This window comes from Pseudomonas spirodelae, assembly GCF_034653255.1.
GTDB lineage: Bacteria > Pseudomonadota > Gammaproteobacteria > Pseudomonadales > Pseudomonadaceae > Aquipseudomonas > Aquipseudomonas spirodelae.
This window is the reverse complement of sequence record NZ_JAYEET010000040.1, coordinates 22,919-44,628: the sequence shown is the minus strand read 5'-3', so window position 1 is coordinate 44,628 and position 21,710 is coordinate 22,919. Positions and strand designations below refer to the sequence as shown.

The window sequence follows — 21,710 nt, the reverse complement described above, 5'->3', positions numbered from 1 at the left end:
GGCTCTAGCTCTGCGGTGAGCGTGCGGCCGAACCATCGGCCAGTGCGCGCTCACTCAGCTCATTCCAGCGCGCAAGAAACTCCGGTGGTTGGCTGACGCGCTGCGGCGACTTGGCCAGAAACACGCCGTGGTTATTGAAGGAATACACCGGCAGCAGATCACCACGCTCACTGGCCGGGCGAATGCGTGGGTCAAGGTTGTCGAGAATCAGCGGTTGCTCGCTGGCGCTGGGGTAATAGGCCAGCACCATATGCGCCTGGTTCTGCTTGAGCGCTTTGACGAACGTCAGGCGCAGCTTCTCGCTGGATATGCCCATGCGCACCAGGCTGAAGTATTTGGCGATGGCGAAATCTTCGCAGTCACCTTTACCTAGGCTCAGTGTCTGCGCAGGCGTCGCCCAATAGTCATCGGCGCCCCAGGCCTGCTGGTCGCTAACAAAACGCACTGAACGATTGATGAAATGATTGACCCGCTCCAGCTGGGCGCGTTCGTCGTCATGCGCGGAGTTGTCGAGCAGGGTTTGCCAGCTGGCTATTCGCGCACCGCTGAGTGCCGCCGATAAAGCGCTAGGTTGACGAGTTGTCGCATCGGCCACCAGTACGGGGCTGAATAGCCAGCAACTGGCAGCTGGCTGCGGAGTAAACGGTGGGTATAGCGGTTGACGCATGGCTGCATGGAGCAGTTCTCCGGTGTTGGCTCTTAATAGCCTTTTACCGTTGCGGGTCTTTGTGTTCGCCATCCTATCGGCGCCAAATATAGATCGACCACCCGCACAGTGTGATGGTGACCACTATTTGACATGTTTTGTGCCGGCTAACCGACGAATAGCCGTTTTGGGTGCGGGTTACGCGCGTTGGCAATCTTTCGAAGCACTCTGGTGTTAGGTGGTGGTAAACCCGGCTCTCTAGAATCTGTCTGTGTGCTTGCACAACTATTTTTAGGGAGAGCGCTTGATGATTACCCGTGGCTTGCTTGATCAGTTGTTGAAATCCGGTCAGGACCTGATGCAACAGAAATCCGCTGGCAGCTCCGCAGGTGGATCGGCCGGTGGTTTGGGGGGCGCGCTGGGTGGTTTGCTTGGCGGCGGCGGTAAGGGCGGTCAGAGCGGTGATCTGGGTACGCTGCTCAAAGGGGCAGGTGGTGGCGCGTTGGCGGCAGGTGCGCTGGGCTTGCTGCTGGGCAACAAGAGTGCGCGCAAGATGGGCGGCAAAGCGCTGACCTATGGCGGCCTCGCTGCGCTGGGCGTCGTCGCCTACAAGGCTTACAACAACTGGCAGGCGCAGCAGGCCAATGCGCCGCAGGTCGAACCGCAAACCCTGGACCGCTTGCCGGCACCGCAGGCTGAGTTGCACAGCCAGGCGATTCTTAAGGCGCTGGTGGGGGCGGCCAAAGCCGATGGCCATGTCGATGCACGTGAGCGGCAATTGATCGAGGGCGAGTTGGTCAAGCTCACCAGTGACGCCGAATTGCAGCATTGGCTGCAGGCCGAGCTGAACAAGCCGCTGGACCCCGCCGAAATCGCCCGCGCAGCCAGTACCCCGGAAATGGCCGCAGAAATGTATGTCGCCAGCGTGCTAATGGTCGATGAAGAGCACTTTATGGAGCGTGCTTATCTGGAAGAGCTGGCCCGTCAACTCAAGCTGGATCCGGCGCTCAAAACCGAGCTTGAGGCGCAGGTGCGGCAGGAGCTGGTCGCGAGCCAATAGTGTTATTAGCCGTCGAATAAGGCGGCTAGCTAAGGTTTCTGGTCGCTGTTGTCGGTCCGCCTCCCTATAATCCGCGCCTTTACGCGACGGATATAGAGTCAATGCGCGGCGCCTACTCCTATTACCTGCTGAGCCTCGCGCTCGTTGTTTTCAGCTCGATGTTGCAGGCTGCTCCTGATGTAGCGCTGACGCAGGTACAGCTGGCGCAGGTGCAGGTGTTTCGCGCCGGCACGGATCTGTTTGTGCATCGTGGTGAAGGTGGCTATGCCGAGCTGGCGACTAAGGTGCAGGTTGATCTGGATAAATTGCGTGCGAGCGTGGAGACCTTGCAGGCGCAGCCCTTGGCCGATTCCGCACGTTTGGCGATGGCGCAACTGCAGCCGCCGCTGGCCGCCTTTATTACGCTGGTTGAGCAAACGCTGGCGTATAACCCCGGCGAACCAGACCTGCCGTGGGCGTTCAACTTCCAATACAGCAAGGCCCAGCGTGAGTTGCTGGTGGCACTTGAAACGCTTGAGCTACAGCTGCTCAAAGGCCTGGCGCTGCCACTGCCGCCGGCGGATCTGCGTTTGCAAAGCCTGCCGGCCAAGGTGCAATACCTGGCGGCGCGCTACACCGCGCGTGCCTATGTCGGCGGTATCGAGACCTTGCCTGAGCAACAGGCGCATTACCTGAATCAGGACATCGATGTGCTGGCCAAGCAGGTCGATGGCGAACTCGCCAGCCTGGCTCTTGAACTGACGCAGGCGCAGCAGCAGCGATTACAGCGAGCGCTGACGCGCTGGACGTTTATCTACGCGCGTCTGGTTGGCTACAGCGACAATCTGGTGCCGTTGGTGGTCGAGCGGCATGCAGCCGAGCTGGCTGACCAGTTGCTGCGTCTGCGGGCTCAATAATTATCCGCCAGGGGGCAGGTTACCCCTACGGAGGTCACGCCGTTGGCGAGGGCTTGAGCCTGGTGCACGCGATAAATATCAAGGCGGGCAGCAGCGACGCCGACCCTCTGCTCTGGCGGTGGCATGGCTCAGTTGTTTGCAGGGCGCGGGCTGAGAGTCGGTGCCTTTGTCTTTCCTGCTGTTTCAAGGCTTGCCGCTGGCTAGGGCAATCTCTAGAGTCCTTGCATCTATTTATCCGCGATCAGCCTGTGGCTGGCCGGGTGCGTTTAACCGAGTGGGGAATATTGTGAAGAACTTGACTGTCCGGCAACGCATCATCGCGAGCTTTTCTGTGGTGGTCGTTATCCTTCTGCTGCTGTCTGCCACAGCCTATTACCGCTTGGCGACAGTCGAGCAGGCCGCGATCAAGGTGAGTACATCGGCTGCGCCGGGTATGCAGTTGGTCGGCTTGGCGCGGTTGGCCTGGGCTGATCATCTGCTGGAAAGCCAGCGCCTGCTGATCGTTAGTCAGGAGGGCGCGGCCGGTCTGAGCCTGAGTGCCACCGAGCGTAAAACCTTCGAAGAGCTGTTGCAGCGCCTGGAGACAACCTGGGCGGATTACCAGAACACCATCAGCAGTGAGGCGGAACGTGTTGAAGCGCAGCGTTTCGTGCTCAAGCGTGATCAGTACCTGACGCTGCACGCTCAATTTCTTGAGTTGATTGCCGCCGGGCGTGCCGAGGAGGCTTCGCAGTTGGGCCGTGAGCAGCTGTTGCCGGCCTGGACGGAGGCCCGCGCGGTATTGAGCCAATTGTTCGAATTGAATCGGCAATATGCTGAGCAGGCGGTGCAGCAGATTGTGACTGAGGTTGGCGTGACCAAACTGAGCCTGGTGCTGGCCATTCTGATTGTTCTGGGTGTGGCGGTCCTCAGTTCAGTCAGCCTGCAGCGGGCGATTAGCTTGCCCATCATTGCCGTGGTGGAGACCTTCAAGAAGCTCGGTTCCGGTGATCTTTCGGCGCGTTTGGATATGGGCCGGCGGGATGAGTTCAATGCCATCGAGGAAGGCTTCAACAGCATGGCTGATGAGCTCAAGACCCTGGTGGCCCAAGCGCAGCGCTCGGCGGTGCAGATGACCACGTCCATCACCGAGATTGCGGCTACGTCCAGGCAGCAGCAAGCCACGGCCACTGAAACGGCCGCCACCACCACGGAAATCGGCGCCACCTCGCGGGAGATTGCCGCAACGTCGCGCGACCTGGTGCGCACCATGAGTGAGGTGTCCGGTACCGCTGAACACACCTCGGTGCTGGCCGGTTCGGGTCAGTTAGGTCTGGCCCGCATGGAAGATGTAATGCGCCATGTGGTGGGGGCTGCGGAGGTGGTGAATGCCAAGCTGGCGATCCTTAACGAGAAGGCCGGCAACATCAATCATGTGGTGACCACCATCGTCAAAGTGGCGGATCAGACCAATCTGCTGTCCCTGAACGCCGCGATTGAGGCCGAGAAAGCAGGCGAATACGGCCGTGGCTTTGCCGTGGTGGCCACCCAGGTGCGTCGCCTGGCCGATCAGACGGCAGTCGCTACCTATGACATTGAACAAATGGTGCGCGAGATCCAGTCCGCGGTGTCGGCCGGTGTCATGGGCATGGACAAGTTCTCCGAAGAGGTACGCCGAGGGAATAGCGAAATGGCCCAGGTCGGTGATCAGCTGACGCAGATCATTCATCAGGTGCAGGCGTTGGCACCGCGGGTGCAGATGGTTGACGAGGGCATGCAGGCCCAGGCAACGGGGGCCGAGCAGATCAATCAGGCGCTGGTGCAGTTGAGCGAAGCCAGCGGCCAGACGGTGGATTCGCTGCGCCAGGCCGGTGCGGCGATTGATGAGCTGAACCAGGTAGCCGGTAGCCTGCGTAGCGGCGTCAGCCGATTCAAGGTCTGAATATGCCGAGCCCGAATGCTGGCCAGGCGTCTTCTGCGCGTGAGGCGGGCGAGCTTTATCTGTTGTTCAGCCTGGATCAGGACCGCTATGCGCTCAATGTGCACGAGGTGGTTGAGGTGTTGCCCTTGCGTCGTCTGAAGGCTTTTCCGCAGGCGCCGGCCTGGGTTGCGGGTGGCTTTGAATACCGTGGCGCGTTGGTACCAGTGATCGATCTGCTGGTACGTGCCTGTGGGCGGCCTGCTGCTGCATTGGCCAGTACCCGGTTGGTGCTGGTGCATTACCGTCCAGCCAATCGTGTGCTGGGGCTGATTCTGGAGAAGGCCACCGATACCCTACGCCTGGCGGATAGTGCTTTCCGTGACGCCGGCCTGAGCGCCGGTGAGGCGCACTATCTGGGCGCTGTGCAGGCGTCTGCGCAGGGGCTGGTGCAGCGCATCGAGGTTGCTGGGCTGCTGCCGGACGATGTCTGTGCGTTGCTGTTTCCCAGTGGCGGCGCGGCATCATGATTGCTCAGGTGGAGCACCTGCTGAAGCGGCTGATCGGCCTGGAGGCTGAGTCGGTTGGGCGGCTGGTGATCGAGCGTGCGATTCGTCAGCGCATGCAGGCACAGGGTATTTCTGCGCAGGCCGATTATTGGCAGCACGTGAATGGCTCAACGACCGAGCAACAGGCGCTGGTTGAGGCTGTGGTCGTGCCGGAAACCTGGTTTTTCCGCTACCCAGAGTCGTTTGTCGCATTGGTTGAACTGGCGCTCAAGCGCAAGGCGGTACTGTGCGGCAGTCGTCCGTTGCGCCTGCTCAGCCTGCCGTGCTCCAGTGGCGAGGAACCTTACTCGATTGTCATGGCGCTGCTGGATGCCGGCTTCGCCCCCGCGTCTTTTCAGGTCGAAGCGCTGGATGTCAGTGCCCGGGTACTGGAGCTGGCGCGACTGGGCCACTATGGTCGCAACTCGTTTCGTGGTCAGGATTTGAGTTTTTGCGAGCGTTATTTCGACGCCACGGCCAGCGGTTTTCAGTTGCAGGCGCGCGTACGCGACAGGGTCAAACTGCGCTGTGGCAACTTGATGGATAGCCATGTGCTGGGCGGCGAAGCGCCTTTTGACTTTATCTTCTGCCGCAACTTGCTGATTTATTTTGATCGCCCTACGCAGCATGCAGTGCTCGATGGCTTGCAGCGCTTATTGCACGACGGCGGCACCTTCTTCGTCGGCCCTGCGGAGGCCAGCTTGCTCACCCAGCGCGGGATGCAGGCGTTGAAAACGCCGCTGACCTTTGCTTTCCAGCGTGCGCTTGCGGCACCTGCATTCAAGGCGCCGGCGCAATGGATCGCGCCAGCCCCCGTTCGCCCGGTACGGCCTTCACCGGCTTCGCGTGTGCGTGCTGAACGGCCTGTGGTGCCTGCTGCGCCGCTCGATGAGGCGGCCAGTGCGTTGGCCCGAATTGTAGCGCTGGCCGATGCCGGTCACAGTGCCGAGGCCCTTCAGGGCTGTGAGCGTTATCTGCTTGAGCATGGCCCCAGCGTCGATGCGTTTTACTGGATGGGCTTGCTCAATGACATGGCCGGCCAGGGCGATGTTGCCCAAGGTTACTACCGTAAAGCGCTTTACCTTGAACCCGAACATGTTGAGAGCCTGGTGCACTTGGCGGCGCTGTTGGCGGCGCGCGGTGACCATGGCGGTGCCAAGCGGTTGCAACAACGGGTCAACCGAGCGAGCCCTTCTGGAGTGAAGCGCGATGAGCGATAACCTGATACCGACGCAGAGCGCCGCACGTATCGATGATTGCTGGAACCGCATTGGGGTTCGGGGCGATAAAAGCTGTGAGCGCTTGGTTGAGCACGTGCACTGCCGCAATTGTGAGGTCCACGCTGCCGCCGCTATCCAACTGCTTGAGCGCTATGCTGCCATGCAAGACGATGTTGAACTGGTGGTCGATGAGCCGCTCGTCGAGCATTGTTCGCTGCTGTTGTTCCGGGTGGCCGAGGAATGGCTGGCGATCGCCACGCGTAGTTTGGTCGAAGTGGTGGCGCAGTTGCCGGTTCATTCATTACCCCATCAGCGCTCACGCAGCCTGCTGGGGGTCGCCAATGTGCGCGGTACGCTGGTGGCCTGCCTGTCGCTGGCTGAGCTATTGGGCATCCCCGCGGGTACTGCTCAGGCTTCTGGTCAGCGCGTTATTGCCCGCATGCTGATCCTGACCGGGCAGGGCGGGCCCGTGGTGGTGCCGGTGGACGAAGTCGAAGGAATTCATGCGATTACGCGACATATGGTGCAGCCGGCCGTGCGCGATGGCGGGCTGGCGGTCAGTCAGTTTTCCAGCGGGGTGTTTCAGTGGCAGGGGCGCAGTATTACCCAGCTCGATGATGAGTTGCTGCGTCAGGCCATGAGCAGGAGTTTCGCATGACGCCCGGTCAGATGAGGGATGCTTCGCTGCTGGAACTCTACCGCATGGAGGCGGATGCCCAAGCGCAGGTGCTGGATGCCGGTTTGCTGATACTGGAGCGTGAGCCTAATCATGCCGGGCAACTGGAAGCCTGCATGCGTGCAGCGCATTCGCTCAAGGGGGCGGCGCGAATCGTTGGCTTGGATGACGGCGTTAAAGTGGCTCACGCCATGGAAGATTTGCTGGTGGCTGCCCAGGAGGGGCTGTTGCGGTTACTGCCTGAGCAGATTGATGGGCTGTTGCAGGGCACCGATTTATTGCGCCGGGTCGGCGCACAGGATGCGGCTGATGCCCCCTTGGCCGAACGGATTGAGCAACTGGTGGCCTTGCTCGAGCGTCAGCTGGCGACGGCCGTGCCGGCTCTGGGGCGTGGCACTGCAGCAGAGCCGGTTTTGCCGCAAACCACCCTGGCTCCGCAGGTGGCGGCGCAGGAACCTGCAGAGGAGCTGCCTGATGAGGGGCGCGGGCGGGTTTTACGGGTTTCGGCCGAGCGCCTTGATCACTTGTTGGACATGTCCGGTAAAGCCTTGGTCGAGTTTCAGCGGATCCAACCGCTGACTGACTCCTTGCAACGGCTTAAACGCCAGCAAACAGCGGTTCGGCGCGCCCTGGACGGGTTGCGCGATTTAACCTTGAACAGTTCGCTAGAGCCGCAGGCGCAGGCGTTGCTGGATGAGTCCCGGGCGCAATTGGCCGAGTGTCAGCAATTACTGCAGACGCATTTCGAGGCCTTTGATGAGTTTGCCTGGGAGGGTGGCCTGCGCAGCCGCTCACTCTACGATGCTGCACTGTCCTCACGCATGCGCCCGTTGGCCGATGTGCTGGTCGGGCGTGCGCGGATGGTGCGTGACCTCGGGCGCTCGCTGGGTAAACAGGTGCGCCTGGACATTGAAGGGGACGCCACGCAAGTTGATCGCGATGTGCTTGAACGACTCGATGCTCCCTTAACCCATTTGCTGCGTAACGCCCTTGACCATGGCATCGAGCTCCCCGAGCTGCGCGTACGCAAGGGTAAAGCCGAGGAAGGGCGACTGCTGCTGCGGGCCCGTCACCGTGCCGGCATGCTGGTGCTGGAGCTTAGTGATGACGGCGCTGGCGTCGATGTGGAGCACCTGCGTGAGGTGGTCGTCACGCGTAAATTTGCCAGTGCCGAGACCGCCGCCAGGCTTAGCGAGGACGAGCTGCTGGCGTTTCTCTTCTTGCCGGGGTTCAGCCTGCGTGAGCAGGTCAGTGAAATGTCTGGCCGAGGTGTGGGGCTGGACGCGGTGCAGCACGCCTTGCGTCAACTGCGTGGCAGCGTACGCCTTGAGGCTCGCCGTGGTGAGGGTAGTACCTTCATCCTGCAGGTGCCGCTGGCGCTGTCCGTGGTGCGCAGTCTGGTGGTGGAAATTGCCGGTGAAGCCTATGCCTTCCCCTTGGCGCATATCGAACACATGCTGCGGGTGAGCGTCGAGGATGTCGTGCAGTTGGAAGGGCGTCAGCACTTCTGGCATGGCGATCGGCATGTCAGCCTGATCGCGGCCAGCCAGTTATTGCAACGCCCGGAGGGTCGCTGCGAGGACGCGGGGATTGCGCTGGTGCTGATCCGTGAACGTGACAACCTTTACGGCATTGCCGTGGATCGTTTTATTGGCGAGCGCACCCTTGTAGTCATGCCGCTCGACGCGCGGCTGGGCAAAGTGCGCGACGTGTCGGCGGGTGCCTTGCTGGATGACGGCACGCCGGTGCTGATTCTCGACGTTGAAGACTTATTCAGCTCAATTGGCAAACTCCTGGGCAGTGGTCATCTGGAGCGAGTCGATCGGCGCAGCCAGGGTGTTCAGGAAGCCGCTCGCAAACGTGTATTGGTGATCGATGACTCACTGACGGTGCGCGAGCTTGAGCGCAAGCTGTTGCTCAGTCGAGGCTACGACGTGGCGGTTGCCGTGGACGGCATGGATGGTTGGAATGCGCTGCGCGACGAACACTTTGATTTGTTGATTACCGATATCGACATGCCGCGCATGGACGGTATCGAGCTGGTGACCTTGCTGCGTCGCGATAGTCGCCTGCGCACGTTGCCAGTGATGGTGGTGTCTTATAAAGATCGTGAGGAGGATCGTCGCCGAGGGTTGGATGCCGGCGCGGATTACTACCTGGCCAAAGCCAGTTTTCATGATGAGGCGCTACTGGATGCGGTGCAGGTATTGATAGGTGAGGCACAGGGATGAGAATCGGAATAGTCAACGATATGCCGCTGGCCGTGGAGGCGTTGCGTCGCGCGCTGGCGCGGGCGCCGGAGCATCAGGTGGCCTGGGTGGCGGGCAGTGGTGCAGAGGCTGTGCAGCGCTGTCGTGACGACACCCCGGACTTGCTGTTGATGGACTTGCTAATGCCTGAAATGGATGGCGTTGAAGCCACCCGGCAGATCATGGCCGAGACGCCCTGCGCCATCTTGATCGTCACCTCAGATGTCGAGCGTCATGTCAGCCGGGTGTTCGAGGCTATGGGCTATGGCGCGCTGGATGTGGTGGCCACGCCCGTGTTGGGTGAGGCCGCGTTGCCGGATGCCGCCATGCTGCTGCGCAAGATCCACAACCTGGGCTTGCTCTTGGGGCAAAAAAATGTCCGTAAAGCCGCGCCGTCAGCCCCGCGTGAGAGCAGCAGTTGCCGCCAGCGCTTGGTGGTTATTGGTGCGTCGGCCGGTGGGCCGGCGTCCTTGGTTGAGTTGCTCAAGCAACTGCCCGCGGGGTTTCCCGCTGCCATCGTGCTGGTGCAGCACGTGGACGAGACCTTCGCTGCCGGTATGGCGCAATGGCTGGCCAGTGAGTCGCCGCTGCCGGTCCGTTTAGCCCGCGCAGGCGACGTGCCGCAGCCTGGGACGGTGTTGTTGGCGGGCAGTAATGATCATCTGGTCTTGCAGCGTAATGGCGAGTTGACCTACAGCGCCGAGCCCAGTGCGCATATTTATCGGCCGTCGATCGATGTGTTTTTTGACAGTGTGGTCGCCAACTGGCAGGGCGACTCCGTCGGTGTATTGCTCACTGGTATGGGCCGCGATGGTGCCCTGGGGCTGCTGAATATGCGCCAGCGCGGGTTCCTGACGATTGCACAGGATCAGGCCAGTTGTGCGGTGTATGGCATGCCCAAAGCGGCTGCGCAGCTTGATGCTGCATCGGAAATATTACCGCTGACCGAGATTGGTCGGCGTCTTGTGGCGCTGTTTGATTAACGGCCGGTGTCGCTTAAGTGTTGTTGGCTGTTGCAGGGTCTATAACGATAGAGGGCGTCGAGCCCGGAGAATGTGGTATGCAGGATTTTACTCAGTTTAACGGTGCTCAGGAGGACGCGCCGGTATCGACTCCATTGATGGTCTTACTGGTTGATGATCAGGCGATGATTGGTGAGGCTGTACGTAGAGCGTTAGCGAATGAGGCGAATATTGCATTCCATTTTTGTTCGGATCCTTTGCTGGCCGTCAGTTTGGCGGAGCAGATAAAACCGACGGTTATCTTGCAAGATCTGGTCATGCCGGGGGTCGATGGCCTCGAATTGCTGGCCCAATACCGTGGCCGCCGGGCGCTGCAGGATGTACCGATTATCGTGCTGTCGACCAAGGAAGACCCCAAGATCAAGAGCCTGGCATTTTCTCGCGGGGCCAATGATTACCTGGTCAAGCTGCCTGATGTGATTGAATTGGTGGCGCGCATTCGTTACCACTCACGCTCTTACTTAGCCTTGCAGCAGCGTGATGAGGCCTTCCGTGCGCTGCGCGAAAGCCAGCAGCAATTACTCGAGGCCAATCTGGTGCTGCAGCGCTTGATGAGGTCTGACGGCTTGACCGGCCTGGCCAACCGTCGGCATTTTGATGATTGCCTGAGCAGCGAGTGGTCACGTGGGTTGCGTGAGCAAAGCGAGGTGTCGCTGCTGATGATCGATGTCGACTATTTCAAAGCCTTTAATGACCGCTTTGGTCATGTGGAAGGGGATGAAGCCTTGCGTAAAGTCGCGACTTGCATGAGTGAAATGTGCAGCCGCTCCTCGGACCTGGCTGCGCGTTATGGCGGGGAAGAGTTCGCCATGATCCTACCGGGTACTTCGCGTGGCGGCGCACGCTTGCTGGCTGAGAAGGTCCGGCTCTGCGTGCAGGCCTTGGCGATTCCCCATGAACAGCCCGGCCAAGACTCGATTGTCAGCATCAGCCTGGGCGTTGCCACGCTCACCCCGCAGATGGGCATGGCTGCGACCGATCTGGTCGAGTTGGCCGACCGTGGCTTGTACCTGGCCAAGCAGAACGGGCGTAATCAAGTCGGCGTAGCCGAGCGAGATTGAGCCATAACGCGCAGTGGTGGCGTGATGGCCAGCCTCCCCACCGTGTTACGCGCAGGCTGCAAGCCGGCTATTGACTGCGCTATACTCGCCGGCTTTTCTAAAACTTCGGGGCCACGGTCAGGTCGCCGCGTCCGCTGAGCAGCCGTGATGCTTGCTCGTCGGGCCGCACTAGGCCGCTGTACACCTCAATCGCCTGCGAGTGCTGAACGCCATGGAAATTAACCCGATCCTCAACAGCATCAAAGACTTGTCCGAGCGCACCCAAACCATTCGGGGGTATCTTTGACTACGATCACAAACATGATCGCCTGGTCGAAGTAAACCGCGAGCTCGAAGACCCTAATGTCTGGAATAACCCTGAGTACGCGCAGAATCTAGGCCGCGAGCGTGCCTCGCTGGCATTGATCGTCGACACCTTGGATGATCTGAACAGCAGCTTGGCTGATTCGCGCGACCTGCTGGAAATGGCCGCTGAAGAAGACGACCAAGCGGCCGCCGATGATGTCGCGGCCGAGGTTGAGCGCCTGCGCGATATCCTCGAAAAGCTTGAGTTCCGCCGCATGTTCAGTGGCGAGATGGACGCTAACAACGCCTACTTGGACATCCAGGCCGGTTCCGGCGGTACTGAGGCTCAGGACTGGGCCAATATGCTGCTGCGCATGTACCTGCGCTGGGCCGACAAACGCGGTTTCGAAGCCATCATCATGGAATTGTCTGCCGGCGAAGTTGCCGGGATCAAAGGTGCGACCCTGCATATCAAGGGCGAGTACGCCTATGGTTGGCTGCGCACCGAGATTGGCGTGCACCGCTTAGTACGCAAGAGTCCATTTGACTCGGGTAACCGCCGCCACACTTCGTTTACCGCAGTGTTCGTCTCGCCGGAAATCGATGACAACATTGAAATCGATATCAACCCGGCGGATCTACGCACCGACACCTACCGCTCCTCGGGTGCGGGCGGTCAGCACGTTAACACCACTGACTCAGCGGTGCGTATCACCCACGTACCGACCAACACCGTGGTCAGCTGCCAGAACGAGCGCTCCCAGCACGCCAACCGTGACACGGCGATGAAAATGCTGCGGGCTAAGCTCTACGAGCTAGAAATGCAGAAACGCCGCGAAGCCTCCCAGGCGCTGGAAGACACCAAGTCGGATATCGGCTGGGGTCATCAGATTCGCTCCTATGTGCTTGATGCTTCGCGGATCAAGGATCTGCGCACCAACGTTGAGCGCAGCGACTGCGATAAAGTGCTCGACGGCGATATCGACGAATACCTGGTGGCGAGCCTGAAACAAGGGCTCTAACCGCCGAGAGATGGTTTTAGGCCGGTTGGGTGGCGTTACGCGCCGCCCAACCACCCGCCGGGCCCGTGCCCAAGCAACGATTTACAGGACAGACAACCGACCATGAGCGACCAACAACTCGACCCCCAAGGCCTTTCTCACGAAGACCAGCAACAGGAAGAAAACAAGCTGATTGCCTTGCGCAAAGAAAAGCTTGCTGCCATCCGTGCGCAGGGCAACGCCTTCCCGAATGACTTCCGCCGCGAGAACTACTGCGCCGACCTGCAGAAACAGTACGCCGAGAAGACCAAGGAAGAGCTGGCCGAGGCTGCCATTCCGGTCAAGGTTGCCGGGCGCATCATGCTCAACCGTGGCTCCTTTATGGTGCTCCAGGACATGACCGGGCGTATTCAGGTCTACGTCAACCGTAAGACCCTGTCCGAAGAAACCCTGGCCGCGGTAAAAACCTGGGACATGGGCGACATCATTGCGGCTGTGGGCACCCTGGCCCGTTCCGGCAAGGGCGACCTGTATGTGGAAATGACGGAAGTGCGCCTGCTGACCAAGTCACTGCGCCCGCTGCCGGATAAACACCACGGCCTGACTGACACCGAACAGCGCTATCGCCAGCGCTATGTTGACCTGATCGTCAACGAAGACGTGCGCCAGACTTTCCGCGTGCGTTCGCAAGTCATCGCGCACATCCGCAGCTTCCTGATGCAGCGCGACTTCCTCGAAGTGGAAACGCCGATGCTGCAGACCATCCCTGGCGGCGCCGCGGCCAAGCCGTTTGAGACGCACCACAATGCGCTGGACATGGAAATGTTCCTGCGTATCGCGCCTGAGCTGTACCTCAAGCGTCTGGTGGTGGGCGGCTTTGAGAAGGTCTTCGAGATCAACCGCAACTTCCGTAACGAAGGCGTCTCGACCCGGCACAACCCTGAATTCACCATGTTGGAGTTCTACCAGGCTTACGCCGACTACGAAGACAACATGGACCTGACTGAAGAGTTGTTCCGCGAACTGGCGCAACTGGTCCTCGGCAGCACCGACGTGCCCTACGGCGACAAGGTGTTCCACTTCGGTGAGCCGTTTGTGCGCCTGTCGGTGTTCGACTCGATCCTCAAGTACAACCCCGAGCTGACTGCCGACGACCTCAACGACATCGACAAGGCCCGTGAGATTGCTAAAAAAGCCGGCGCCAAGGTGCTGGGTTTTGAAGGCCTGGGCAAACTGCAGGTGATGATTTTCGAAGAACTGGTCGAGCACAAGCTGGAGCAGCCGCACTTTATTACCCAGTACCCGTTTGAAGTCTCGCCGCTGGCCCGTCGCAACGACGACAACCCGAGCGTCACCGACCGTTTCGAGCTGTTTATCGGCGGCCGTGAAATCGCCAATGCCTACTCCGAGCTTAACGACGCCGAAGACCAGGCCGAGCGCTTTATGGCGCAGGTGGCGGACAAGGACGCCGGCGACGATGAAGCGATGCATTACGATGCCGACTTCGTCCGCGCTCTGGAATACGGCATGCCACCAACCGCGGGTGAAGGCATCGGTATCGACCGCCTGGTGATGTTGTTGACCAACTCACCGTCGATTCGCGACGTGATCCTCTTCCCGCATATGCGCCCGCAAGCCTGATGTTTAAAAAGCCGCCCACGGGCGGCTTTTTATTGTCTGCCAGTGGACTATCTTTGCGATTAGCTGACTAAGTTAAACATCGCGTTGAATCACCGACAGAGGATTGCCCGTTGTGACTGCTAACCCCGCCCAAGAAAGCGCCACGCTGGTGGCCAGCGCCGTCGCTGAGAACGTCCAATACCAAGGGCGTAAAGCCAGTCGACAGGGCAGTGAACAGCGCCGCCAGGCCATTCTCGATGCCGCCATGCGCATTATCGTGCGTGACGGCGTGCGTGCTGTGCGCCACCGGGCGGTGGCCGCCGAGGCCGGGGTGCCGCTGTCCGCGACCACCTATTACTTCAAAGACATCAATGACCTGATCAGCGATACCTTTACCCAGTTTGTCGAGCGCAGCGCCGCGCATATGGGGCGGTTTTGGCAAAGTACCGAAGGTTTGTTGCGTGAGCAGGTTAGCCGCCTGGATGGCAGTGCCGAGGCGCGTCGGCGGCTGGCCAATGAAATCGCCCGCCTGGCTGTGGAGTATGTGCGTCAACAACTGCTCACGCGCCGCGAACACCTGCTGGCCGAGCAGGCTTTTCAGCAGGAGGCCTTGCTCAACCCGCGCTTGCACGGGCTTATGCGCGCCCACCGGCGGATTTTGCTTCAGGGCGTGACGCATTTCTTCGAGGTGCTGGGCTCAGCGCAGGCGGAGCAGGATGCCAAGCTGTTGACGGCGATTATCGTCCGCATGGAATATCAGGGCCTGCTCGAGGGTGCCGAGCATCTAGACAGTGAAGAGATGTTGGCCCTGCTTAAGCGTTATATGCATTTGGTGTTGGGCCTCTAATCCGGCCAATCCGTTCACAAGGAGAGTTCAATGATCGTCTGGCGCGCGCTGCTTGCCGTGTCCTTCCTGTTACTGGGTGGGTGCCTGGTGACTTTTAAAGACCCCATCCCTGCCCATGAGGCCGCCCCAATACCGTTGCTTGGCGAGTGGTCGCGCAAGAATGAGTGGGGCGAGCTGCAGTATTTGCAGATCACCCGTGCCGGCTCCAATGTTTACAAAGCGCGGACCTATGTCGACAGCCTGGATAACCTTGAAAGCGCTGAGGAGTATGGCTTTACCGTGGCTCATCACGGGCGGCGTTGGTACCTGTCGGCAGGGCTGCCGAAAAGTATGGGGGCGAATTTCGCCATCGCCGGTTTTGAGCTGACCAGCGATAACGAACTGGTGATCTACAACCTCGATGTGGACCGCATTCTTCAGGAAGTGGAGCAGGGCGTGTTGCAGGGCGAGGTAGTGGAGGCCGCTGAAAGCGACGGTGTGCTCATCAGCAGCCCGTTGGAGCAGGTATTCGGCTACCTTGATGATCAGGCTAATTCGGATGTATTTATCGAAGTCGCGCGCTATCAGCGTGCAGGTGATTAGCGTCGCGCCATGAGTAATCGGTCGCTGCCACAGAGGCTGGCAGTGCTCGGCATCATATGGTTGAAGTGACATTAGTGGGTAATAGGGAGCGCATGAACAGTCATACCGGGTTGGACGATTATCAGTTGATTGTGCGCGCACTGTCCGACCGTTTGGTCGAGGCGCAAACGCCAATTCGAGTACTGGACGCGGTGAAATGGGACGACTCGATTCGCAGTGAATTTCTCAAGCACCAGGGTAAAAAGCTGCCCGTCGTCGACCGTGCTTATTACGCAAGTCGGCCGCTGCCCTTTGATGCTGCCGCGAAGAAACTGGAGTTTCAGAATATCGAGCGCGACATCACCCGCCAGCTCGGTCAGTTCAATCCGGTGGGCAAGATCATGCGGCGCATGTGCCGCGAGTACCGCATGGTTATCCGCATGCTGGAAGCGCGCGGTACCGAAGATTTTGGCCTGATCAGCCAGGAGCTCTACGGCGCCGCCTCGGACGCCTTTCATGCTGGTGATCCAACCCTGGCCGATCTTGGTCTGATGTTTTCCGACTTTCTCAACAACATCGACAAGCGCGGCGACCTTAAAGATGAGGCCAAGACGCTGACCGCCAAAGAGGCTGTCAACTTGCTGCAACAGCGCCTCAACAAGGTGTTTGGCGAGGCCGAAGATACCATTCGGGTCTTCGAGTCCGACGGCATTCTTGCTGACGCCGCAGCGGGTGCGGACTACATCAAGATCCGCGCCGACGCGATGTTCAACGAGCGCGACGTTAAAGCCCTGGAAGTGCACGAAGGCCTGGTGCATGTGGCGACCACCCTGAATGGCCTGAGCCAGCCGGTGTGCACCTTTTTGGCGAAAGGCCCGCCGTCCTCGACGGTGACTCAGGAAGGCCTGGCGATTCTCATGGAGGTGATTGCCTTCGCCTCTTACCCCACCCGTTTGCGCAAACTGACCAACCGCACCCGCGCCATTCATATGGCGGAAGAGGGCGCGGACTTTCTGCAGGTTTTCGACTTTTACCGCGAACAGGGTTTCAGCCAGGAGGAGAGCTATAGCAATGCCAGTCGGGTGTTTCGTGGCTCAACGCCAACAGGGCTGCCGTTCACCAAGGACCTGTCCTACCTGAAGGGCTTTATCATGGTTTACAACTACATCCAGTTGGCCGTGCGTAAAGGCAAATTGGAGCAGATTCCGCTGCTGTTTTGCGGCAAAACCACGCTGGAGGATATGCGCTCGTTGCGTCAGTTGGTGGATGAAGGGCTGGTGGTCGCGCCCAAATACCTGCCGCCGCAGTTCAGCGACCTCAACTCGCTGTCGGCCTGGATGTGCTTCTCCAACTTCCTCAATCACCTGAGTCTCGATCGGATCGAAGCCGACTACGCCAATATCCTCTGAAAGCTGCTGCGAGCTCGCACATCATGCGGCGTTGCAGGCCTTGTGACCCACATGGATGTGGGAAATGCCGCTACCTGTAGGGAACGGGTGCGGCCCTGCTCTTCGCTCGCGCTGCTTTCATCCCAGTAAATAAGGTCGTTTTTTAGCCCGGATGAAACTCTGGGACCCTTCACCGAGTCGTTGCCTAATTGCCAGGAGCTACACATGCCCAGCCACCAACTCGACTACGAAATCCTCGGTGCCTCCGCGCAGAGTGTGGAGATCATTCTTGATCCCGGTGAAACGGTGATCGCCGAAGCCGGTGTGATGAATTACATGACCGACGGCGTGCGCTTTGAAACCCGTATGGGCGATGGTTCAACCAGCGGGGTGCTGGGCAAATTGTGGGGCATGGGCAAGCGCATGCTGACGGGCGAGTCGCTGTTTATGACGCACTTCTCCAATGCCGGCAAAACCCCGGCGCGGGTGGCGTTTGCCGCGCCGTATCCAGGCACCGTGGTGCCGATCCAGCTGGCGGAGCATGGCGGCACGCTGATCTGCCAGAAGGATGCCTTTCTCTGTGCGGCCTACGGTACGGCGGTTGGCATCAGCTTTAACAAACGCCTGGGGGCCGGCTTCTTCGGCGGTGAGGGGTTTATTCTGCAGAAGCTTGAAGGTGACGGCTTGGCCTTTGTCCACGCCGGCGGCACGGTGATCCGCAAGCAGCTGAACAACGAGACGTTACGCCTGGATACCGGTTGCCTGGTGGCTTTTACCGCCGGTATCGATTACGACATCGCCCTGGCCGGCGGGCTAAAAAGCATGCTGTTTGGCGGCGAAGGCATTCTCTTGGCCACGCTCAAGGGCACGGGGACGGTGTGGGTACAGAGCCTGCCGTTCTCGCGGTTAGCCGAGCGCATTTATGAAGCGACCTTTAAGGCCCGTGAGGAAGTCCGGGCGGGCGGCAAGTAATGCGGCAATCTGGGGCTTTGCAGGCGGTTGGCTTTGTTGCAAGCTGCGCCGCCTGATGCATTGCCCGCCTAATTGTTAATCCGAGAGCCTGTTATGAGTGAAGTCAATCCCATCCCGCTGATCCTTACCGCTATCGGCAGCATCTGCGCCACCGTGGCCGTACTTGGGTTTTACGGTTATTTGCACGTTGCCAAGCCGGAAGATGCGCTGCTGCTGTCTGAGTTCACCATGCTCAAGACCGTGCCGGGTGAGGACTATAAAGTCTCGCTCAAGCCTGCCAGCCAGGTCGCCCAGTGCATCGACGGCGTGCTGGTGATGTTTGACCTGGAGCAGAAAGGCCTGAGCGGTGTGCTGGTTGATCAGCGCAAGCAGGCGGTGCGTTGCACTGACGGCCAGTAACGCCTAACCCGCAGGGTTTTTCTGTTCGCTAAGGCGCTGCAGATGGCGGCGTGACAGGGCGAGGAAGCGCGGCGTCAGGCCGATGTCTTCATACAGCGGGTCGCCCTGCTCGTCGGTGGCCACCACCTTGCTGCCCTTGACGTAGGGCAGGCTGGCCTCCAGTTCGTCCAGCGCTGCGCCGAGCAGTTCCCCGAGCAGCTCTTCTACGTGGTGTTTGGGGTACATCTCTTGCAGCGCCGCCAGGCGCGCAGCGGCTTCCAGGTCGAGATGGATTTGATAGGGGGTGGCGCTCAGGCGACCCTGGGCGTTTTCCTGCCAGTGCTGCACCAGCTCACGAATCTTCATGATGGCCTCGTGTCCGTTCGGCGCCCGGCGTGTGTTGCCCAGGCTTGCCCTATCAAGACTAGTGCGTGCGCTGATAAGTGCGCTCAGGGCGTCGCGCACTTGTAAGAAGTTGGCGCGCTGGGCACTCTGCAAGGAGGATCAGCGGAGGCAATAGTCATGGCAGAAATCGATGCGCGTTTGCGCGAAGACGTCCACCAGCTCGGCGAACTGCTGGGTGACACCATCCGGGTGCAGCATGGGGCGGCTTTTCTCGACAAAATTGAACGTATCCGCAAGGGCGCTAAAGCCTCTCGTCGAGGCTCGAAGGACGGTGCGGAGCAACTCAGTGCAACCCTGAATCAGCTGGCGGATGACGAGTTGCTGCCGGTGGCGCGGGCGTTTAACCAGTTTCTTAACCTGGCCAATATTGCCGAGCAGTACCACCGCGTGCGCCGCCGTGCGCCGGGTGAAACGCAGCCCTTTGAAGACAATATTCTCGCCGAGCTGCTGCAGCGCCTGGCCAGTCATGGCCATAAGGGCGAGGCCCTGGCGCGCCAGTTTGGTCGGTTGGATATCGAGCTGGTACTGACCGCGCACCCCACCGAAGTGGCGCGCCGTACGCTGATTCAGAAATACGACGCCATGGCCGAACAGCTGGCGGCCGGTGACCATAGCGACCTCTCGGCGGCTGAACGCGAGCAGGTCAAGCAACGTCTGCAGCGGCTGATTGCCGAGGCCTGGCACACTGAGGAAATCCGCCGCAGCCGGCCAAGTCCGGTGGATGAGGCCAAGTGGGGCTTCGCGGTGATTGAGCACTCGCTCTGGCATGCCATCCCCAATGTGCTGCGCAAGGCGGATCAGGTGCTGCATGGTGCGACTGGGTTGCACTTGGCGTTGGATGCAGCGCCTATTCGCTTCGCCTCCTGGATGGGCGGCGATCGCGATGGCAACCCCAATGTCACCGCCAGCGTGACCCGTGAGGTTTTGCTGTTGTCGCGCTGGATGGCCGCCGATCTGTACCTGCGTGATATCGACCAACTGGCCGCTGAGCTGTCCATGCAGCAGGCCAGCCCGGCCTTGTTGGCGCAGGTGGGGGAGAGTGCCGAGCCCTATCGCAGCCTGCTCAAGCAGCTGCGCGAGCGTCTGCGGGCTACTCGCAGTTGGGCGCAGGCGGCCTTGCATGAAGATTTACCGGCACCCAGTGCCGTGCTGCATAGCAACCGTGAGCTGTTCGAGCCTTTACAGTGCTGTTACCAGTCTCTGCATGACTGCGGCATGGGCGTGATTGCCGATGGTCCGCTGCTCGACTGCCTGCGCCGCGCAGCCACCTTTGGCTTGTTTTTAGGGCGTTTGGACGTGCGTCAGGACGCCAGTCGCCACGCTGCCGCCCTGACTGAAATCACTGATTACCTGGGCTTGGGGCGATATGCCGAGTGGGATGAACAGGCGCGCCTAGAATTTCTGCAACAAGAGCTGGATAACCGTCGGCCGCTGTTGCCGGGGCACTTCAAACCGAGTGGCGAAACCGCAGAGGTGCTGGCCACCTGCCGCGAAGTGGCCCGCGCGCCTGCGGCTTCTCTGGGGTCCTACGTGATCTCCATGGCTGGCGCGGCCTCTGATGTGCTGGCGGTGCAACTGCTGCTTAAAGAGGCTGGGTTGCAGCGGCCGATGCGCGTGGTGCCACTGTTTGAAACCCTGGCCGATTTGGATAACGCCGGTCCGGTGATCAGCCGTCTGCTGGCCTTGCAGGGCTACCGCGCGCGTTTGCACGGGCCGCAGGAAGTGATGATTGGTTATTCCGATTCGGCCAAGGATGCAGGGACTACCGCCGCGGCCTGGGCGCAGTACCGTGCTCAGGAAACCCTGGTGCAGGTGTGCCGCGAGCAGGACGTCGAGTTGCTGTTATTCCATGGTCGCGGCGGCACGGTGGGGCGCGGCGGCGGCCCGGCCCATGCGGCAATTCTGTCGCAACCACCGGGGTCGGTGGCGGGCCGTTTCCGCACCACCGAGCAGGGGGAAATGATTCGTTTCAAATTTGGCTTGCCGGATATCGCTGAGCAGAACCTCAACCTCTACCTGGCAGCGGTGCTAGAGGCCACCTTGCTACCACCACCGAGCCCGGAGCCAGCCTGGCGCGAGCTGATGGACAAGCTGGCCAGCGATGGCGTCAGTGCGTACCGCGCAGTGGTGCGCGAGCACCCGCAATTCGTCGATTACTTTCGTCAGGCCACGCCGGAGCAGGAGCTCGGTCGTTTGCCCTTGGGCAGCCGTCCGGCCAAGCGGCGCGAGGGCGGGGTGGAGAGTCTGCGGGCGATTCCGTGGATTTTCGCCTGGACCCAGACGCGCCTGATGTTGCCTGCCTGGTTGGGTTGGGAGGCTGCTCTGGACAATGCGTTACAGCGCGGTGAAGGTGAGTTGCTGGGGCAGATGCGTGCGGGCTGGCCATTCTTCCGCACCCGTATCGATATGCTGGAGATGGTGCTGGCCAAAGCTGACGAATCTATCGCCCAGTTGTATGACGAGCGTTTAGTCGAGGCCGCCTTGCAACCTTTGGGCACACATTTACGCGGCCTATTGTCGCAGGCGGTGGCCGCCGTACTGGGGCTTACGGGGCAGTCCCAGCTCTTGGCGCACAGCCCGGAAACCCTGGAGTCGATCAGCGTGCGTAATACCTATCTGGACCCGCTGCATCTGCTCCAAGCCGAGCTATTGGCCCGCGCGCGGCAGCGTGATAATCAGGCTGATAGCCCTCTGGAGCAGGCATTATTGGTCAGCGTGGCGGGTATCGCAGCGGGTTTGCGTAACACCGGCTAGTGCATTCAGTGGGACCAATTGAGGGTTCGGCGGCGTGCCTCTGGCGCACCGCCGGCAGCGTTATCTGGCTGAGGCGGTCGCAGGCGTATCCGACTTTCGGCGGCTTGTGCGCTACCGGTGCGCTGTGTATCTTGAGCGGCCTTTTGGCACTCTGGCCCTTGTTGGCAGCGCGCCTGAACCATTCTGAGATTGGCCCCATGAGGCGAGTCCGACCGATTTCTACT

At 60.4% G+C, this 21,710-nt stretch carries 19 protein-coding genes; 17 read left to right on the top strand and 2 right to left on the bottom strand.

The features are described 5' to 3' along the window. Positions 1–4 precede the first annotated feature (4 nt). On the bottom strand, positions 5–667 hold the full coding sequence (locus SOP97_RS13430) for a transglutaminase-like cysteine peptidase (RefSeq protein ID WP_322949525.1): 663 nt from the start codon (positions 665–667) through the stop codon (positions 5–7). Between the two features lie 286 nt (positions 668–953). On the opposite strand from SOP97_RS13430, the gene SOP97_RS13425 reads away from it, so the two are divergent. The 16 genes from SOP97_RS13425 (at position 954) to SOP97_RS13350 (ending at position 18,348) form a co-directional block, all read left to right on the top strand. After that, positions 954–1,706 (top strand): tellurite resistance TerB family protein, encoded by a 753-nt coding sequence (locus SOP97_RS13425; protein ID WP_322949533.1) that lies wholly within the window; start codon positions 954–956, stop codon positions 1,704–1,706. Between the two features lie 101 nt (positions 1,707–1,807). Further along, positions 1,808–2,602, top strand: coding sequence for a hypothetical protein (locus SOP97_RS13420; RefSeq protein WP_322949524.1), 795 nt, complete (start codon positions 1,808–1,810; stop codon positions 2,600–2,602). A gap of 286 nt (positions 2,603–2,888) precedes the next feature. After that, positions 2,889–4,523: a methyl-accepting chemotaxis protein gene (locus SOP97_RS13415; protein WP_322949522.1), complete on the top strand. Its 1,635-nt coding sequence runs from the start codon at positions 2,889–2,891 to the stop codon at positions 4,521–4,523. Between the two features lie 2 nt (positions 4,524–4,525). Continuing rightward, positions 4,526–5,029, top strand: a complete 504-nt coding sequence (locus tag SOP97_RS13410; RefSeq protein WP_322949521.1) for a chemotaxis protein CheW — start codon at positions 4,526–4,528, stop codon at positions 5,027–5,029. Then, positions 5,026–6,267: a protein-glutamate O-methyltransferase CheR gene (locus SOP97_RS13405; RefSeq protein WP_322949519.1), complete on the top strand. Its 1,242-nt coding sequence runs from the start codon at positions 5,026–5,028 to the stop codon at positions 6,265–6,267. Before SOP97_RS13410 ends, SOP97_RS13405 begins: the two co-directional genes overlap by 4 nt. Continuing rightward, positions 6,257–6,925, top strand: coding sequence for a chemotaxis protein CheW (locus SOP97_RS13400; RefSeq protein WP_322949517.1), 669 nt, complete (start codon positions 6,257–6,259; stop codon positions 6,923–6,925). Before SOP97_RS13405 ends, SOP97_RS13400 begins: the two co-directional genes overlap by 11 nt. After that, positions 6,922–9,174 (top strand): hybrid sensor histidine kinase/response regulator, encoded by a 2,253-nt coding sequence (locus SOP97_RS13395; RefSeq protein ID WP_322949515.1) that lies wholly within the window; start codon positions 6,922–6,924, stop codon positions 9,172–9,174. The genes SOP97_RS13400 and SOP97_RS13395 overlap by 4 nt, the downstream gene beginning before the upstream one ends. Further along, on the top strand, positions 9,171–10,175 hold the full coding sequence (gene cheB, locus SOP97_RS13390; RefSeq protein ID WP_322949513.1) for a chemotaxis response regulator protein-glutamate methylesterase: 1,005 nt from the start codon (positions 9,171–9,173) through the stop codon (positions 10,173–10,175). Before SOP97_RS13395 ends, cheB begins: the two co-directional genes overlap by 4 nt. Positions 10,176–10,252: 77 nt before the next feature. Further along, entirely contained in the window at positions 10,253–11,275 is a 1,023-nt protein-coding gene (locus SOP97_RS13385) for a diguanylate cyclase domain-containing protein (RefSeq protein WP_322949512.1), read from the top strand. 211 nt (positions 11,276–11,486) lie between these two features. Next, a protein-coding gene (gene prfB, locus SOP97_RS13380) for a peptide chain release factor 2 (protein ID WP_322949510.1) occupies positions 11,487–12,582 on the top strand; the annotation gives its coding sequence in 2 pieces (ribosomal slippage) (positions 11,487–11,558 and positions 11,560–12,582; 1,095 coding nt in all). Positions 12,583–12,684: 102 nt separating this feature from the next. Next, positions 12,685–14,202 (top strand): lysine--tRNA ligase, encoded by a 1,518-nt coding sequence (lysS, locus tag SOP97_RS13375; RefSeq protein WP_322949508.1) that lies wholly within the window; start codon positions 12,685–12,687, stop codon positions 14,200–14,202. 112 nt (positions 14,203–14,314) lie between these two features. After that, the gene (locus SOP97_RS13370; protein WP_322949506.1) at positions 14,315–15,028 is read left to right on the top strand and encodes a TetR/AcrR family transcriptional regulator; all 714 of its coding nucleotides are present in this window, start codon (positions 14,315–14,317) and stop codon (positions 15,026–15,028) included. A gap of 30 nt (positions 15,029–15,058) precedes the next feature. Next, on the top strand, positions 15,059–15,610 hold the full coding sequence (locus SOP97_RS13365; protein ID WP_274086899.1) for a hypothetical protein: 552 nt from the start codon (positions 15,059–15,061) through the stop codon (positions 15,608–15,610). 92 nt (positions 15,611–15,702) lie between these two features. Beyond that, positions 15,703–16,998, top strand: coding sequence for a flavohemoglobin expression-modulating QEGLA motif protein (locus SOP97_RS13360; RefSeq protein WP_322949504.1), 1,296 nt, complete (start codon positions 15,703–15,705; stop codon positions 16,996–16,998). A 204-nt stretch (positions 16,999–17,202) separates the two neighbouring features. After that, on the top strand, positions 17,203–17,949 hold the full coding sequence (locus tag SOP97_RS13355) for a TIGR00266 family protein (protein WP_322949502.1): 747 nt from the start codon (positions 17,203–17,205) through the stop codon (positions 17,947–17,949). A 93-nt stretch (positions 17,950–18,042) separates the two neighbouring features. After that, positions 18,043–18,348 carry a hypothetical protein gene (locus SOP97_RS13350; RefSeq protein ID WP_274086896.1) on the top strand — a complete coding sequence of 102 codons (306 nt, stop codon included), beginning with the start codon at positions 18,043–18,045 and terminating at the stop codon, positions 18,346–18,348. Positions 18,349–18,351: 3 nt separating this feature from the next. On the opposite strand, the gene SOP97_RS13345 is transcribed toward SOP97_RS13350, so the two are convergent. Beyond that, positions 18,352–18,693 (bottom strand): pilin assembly protein, encoded by a 342-nt coding sequence (locus SOP97_RS13345; protein ID WP_322949498.1) that lies wholly within the window; start codon positions 18,691–18,693, stop codon positions 18,352–18,354. A 156-nt stretch (positions 18,694–18,849) separates the two neighbouring features. Between SOP97_RS13345 and ppc the strand changes: the two genes are divergently transcribed. After that, positions 18,850–21,486: a phosphoenolpyruvate carboxylase gene (ppc, locus tag SOP97_RS13340; RefSeq protein ID WP_322949496.1), complete on the top strand. Its 2,637-nt coding sequence runs from the start codon at positions 18,850–18,852 to the stop codon at positions 21,484–21,486. Positions 21,487–21,710: the final 224 nt, after the last annotated feature.

Bases quoted from the DNA above. Each gene is read 5' to 3' on its own strand.
- SOP97_RS13430 (WP_322949525.1), bottom strand. From the start codon at position 667: ATGCGTCAACCGCTATACCCACCGTTTACTCCGCAGCCAGCTGCCAGT.
- SOP97_RS13425 (WP_322949533.1), top strand. From the start codon at position 954: ATGATTACCCGTGGCTTGCTTGATCAGTTGTTGAAATCCGGTCAGGAC.
- SOP97_RS13420 (WP_322949524.1), top strand. From the start codon at position 1,808: ATGCGCGGCGCCTACTCCTATTACCTGCTGAGCCTCGCGCTCGTTGTT.
- SOP97_RS13410 (WP_322949521.1), top strand. From the start codon at position 4,526: ATGCCGAGCCCGAATGCTGGCCAGGCGTCTTCTGCGCGTGAGGCGGGC.
- SOP97_RS13405 (WP_322949519.1), top strand. From the start codon at position 5,026: ATGATTGCTCAGGTGGAGCACCTGCTGAAGCGGCTGATCGGCCTGGAG.
- SOP97_RS13400 (WP_322949517.1), top strand. From the start codon at position 6,257: ATGAGCGATAACCTGATACCGACGCAGAGCGCCGCACGTATCGATGAT.
- SOP97_RS13395 (WP_322949515.1), top strand. From the start codon at position 6,922: ATGACGCCCGGTCAGATGAGGGATGCTTCGCTGCTGGAACTCTACCGC.
- cheB (WP_322949513.1), top strand. From the start codon at position 9,171: ATGAGAATCGGAATAGTCAACGATATGCCGCTGGCCGTGGAGGCGTTG.
- SOP97_RS13385 (WP_322949512.1), top strand. From the start codon at position 10,253: ATGCAGGATTTTACTCAGTTTAACGGTGCTCAGGAGGACGCGCCGGTA.
- lysS (WP_322949508.1), top strand. From the start codon at position 12,685: ATGAGCGACCAACAACTCGACCCCCAAGGCCTTTCTCACGAAGACCAG.
- SOP97_RS13365 (WP_274086899.1), top strand. From the start codon at position 15,059: ATGATCGTCTGGCGCGCGCTGCTTGCCGTGTCCTTCCTGTTACTGGGT.
- SOP97_RS13360 (WP_322949504.1), top strand. From the start codon at position 15,703: ATGAACAGTCATACCGGGTTGGACGATTATCAGTTGATTGTGCGCGCA.
- SOP97_RS13355 (WP_322949502.1), top strand. From the start codon at position 17,203: ATGCCCAGCCACCAACTCGACTACGAAATCCTCGGTGCCTCCGCGCAG.
- SOP97_RS13350 (WP_274086896.1), top strand. From the start codon at position 18,043: ATGAGTGAAGTCAATCCCATCCCGCTGATCCTTACCGCTATCGGCAGC.
- SOP97_RS13345 (WP_322949498.1), bottom strand. From the start codon at position 18,693: ATGAAGATTCGTGAGCTGGTGCAGCACTGGCAGGAAAACGCCCAGGGT.
- ppc (WP_322949496.1), top strand. From the start codon at position 18,850: ATGGCAGAAATCGATGCGCGTTTGCGCGAAGACGTCCACCAGCTCGGC.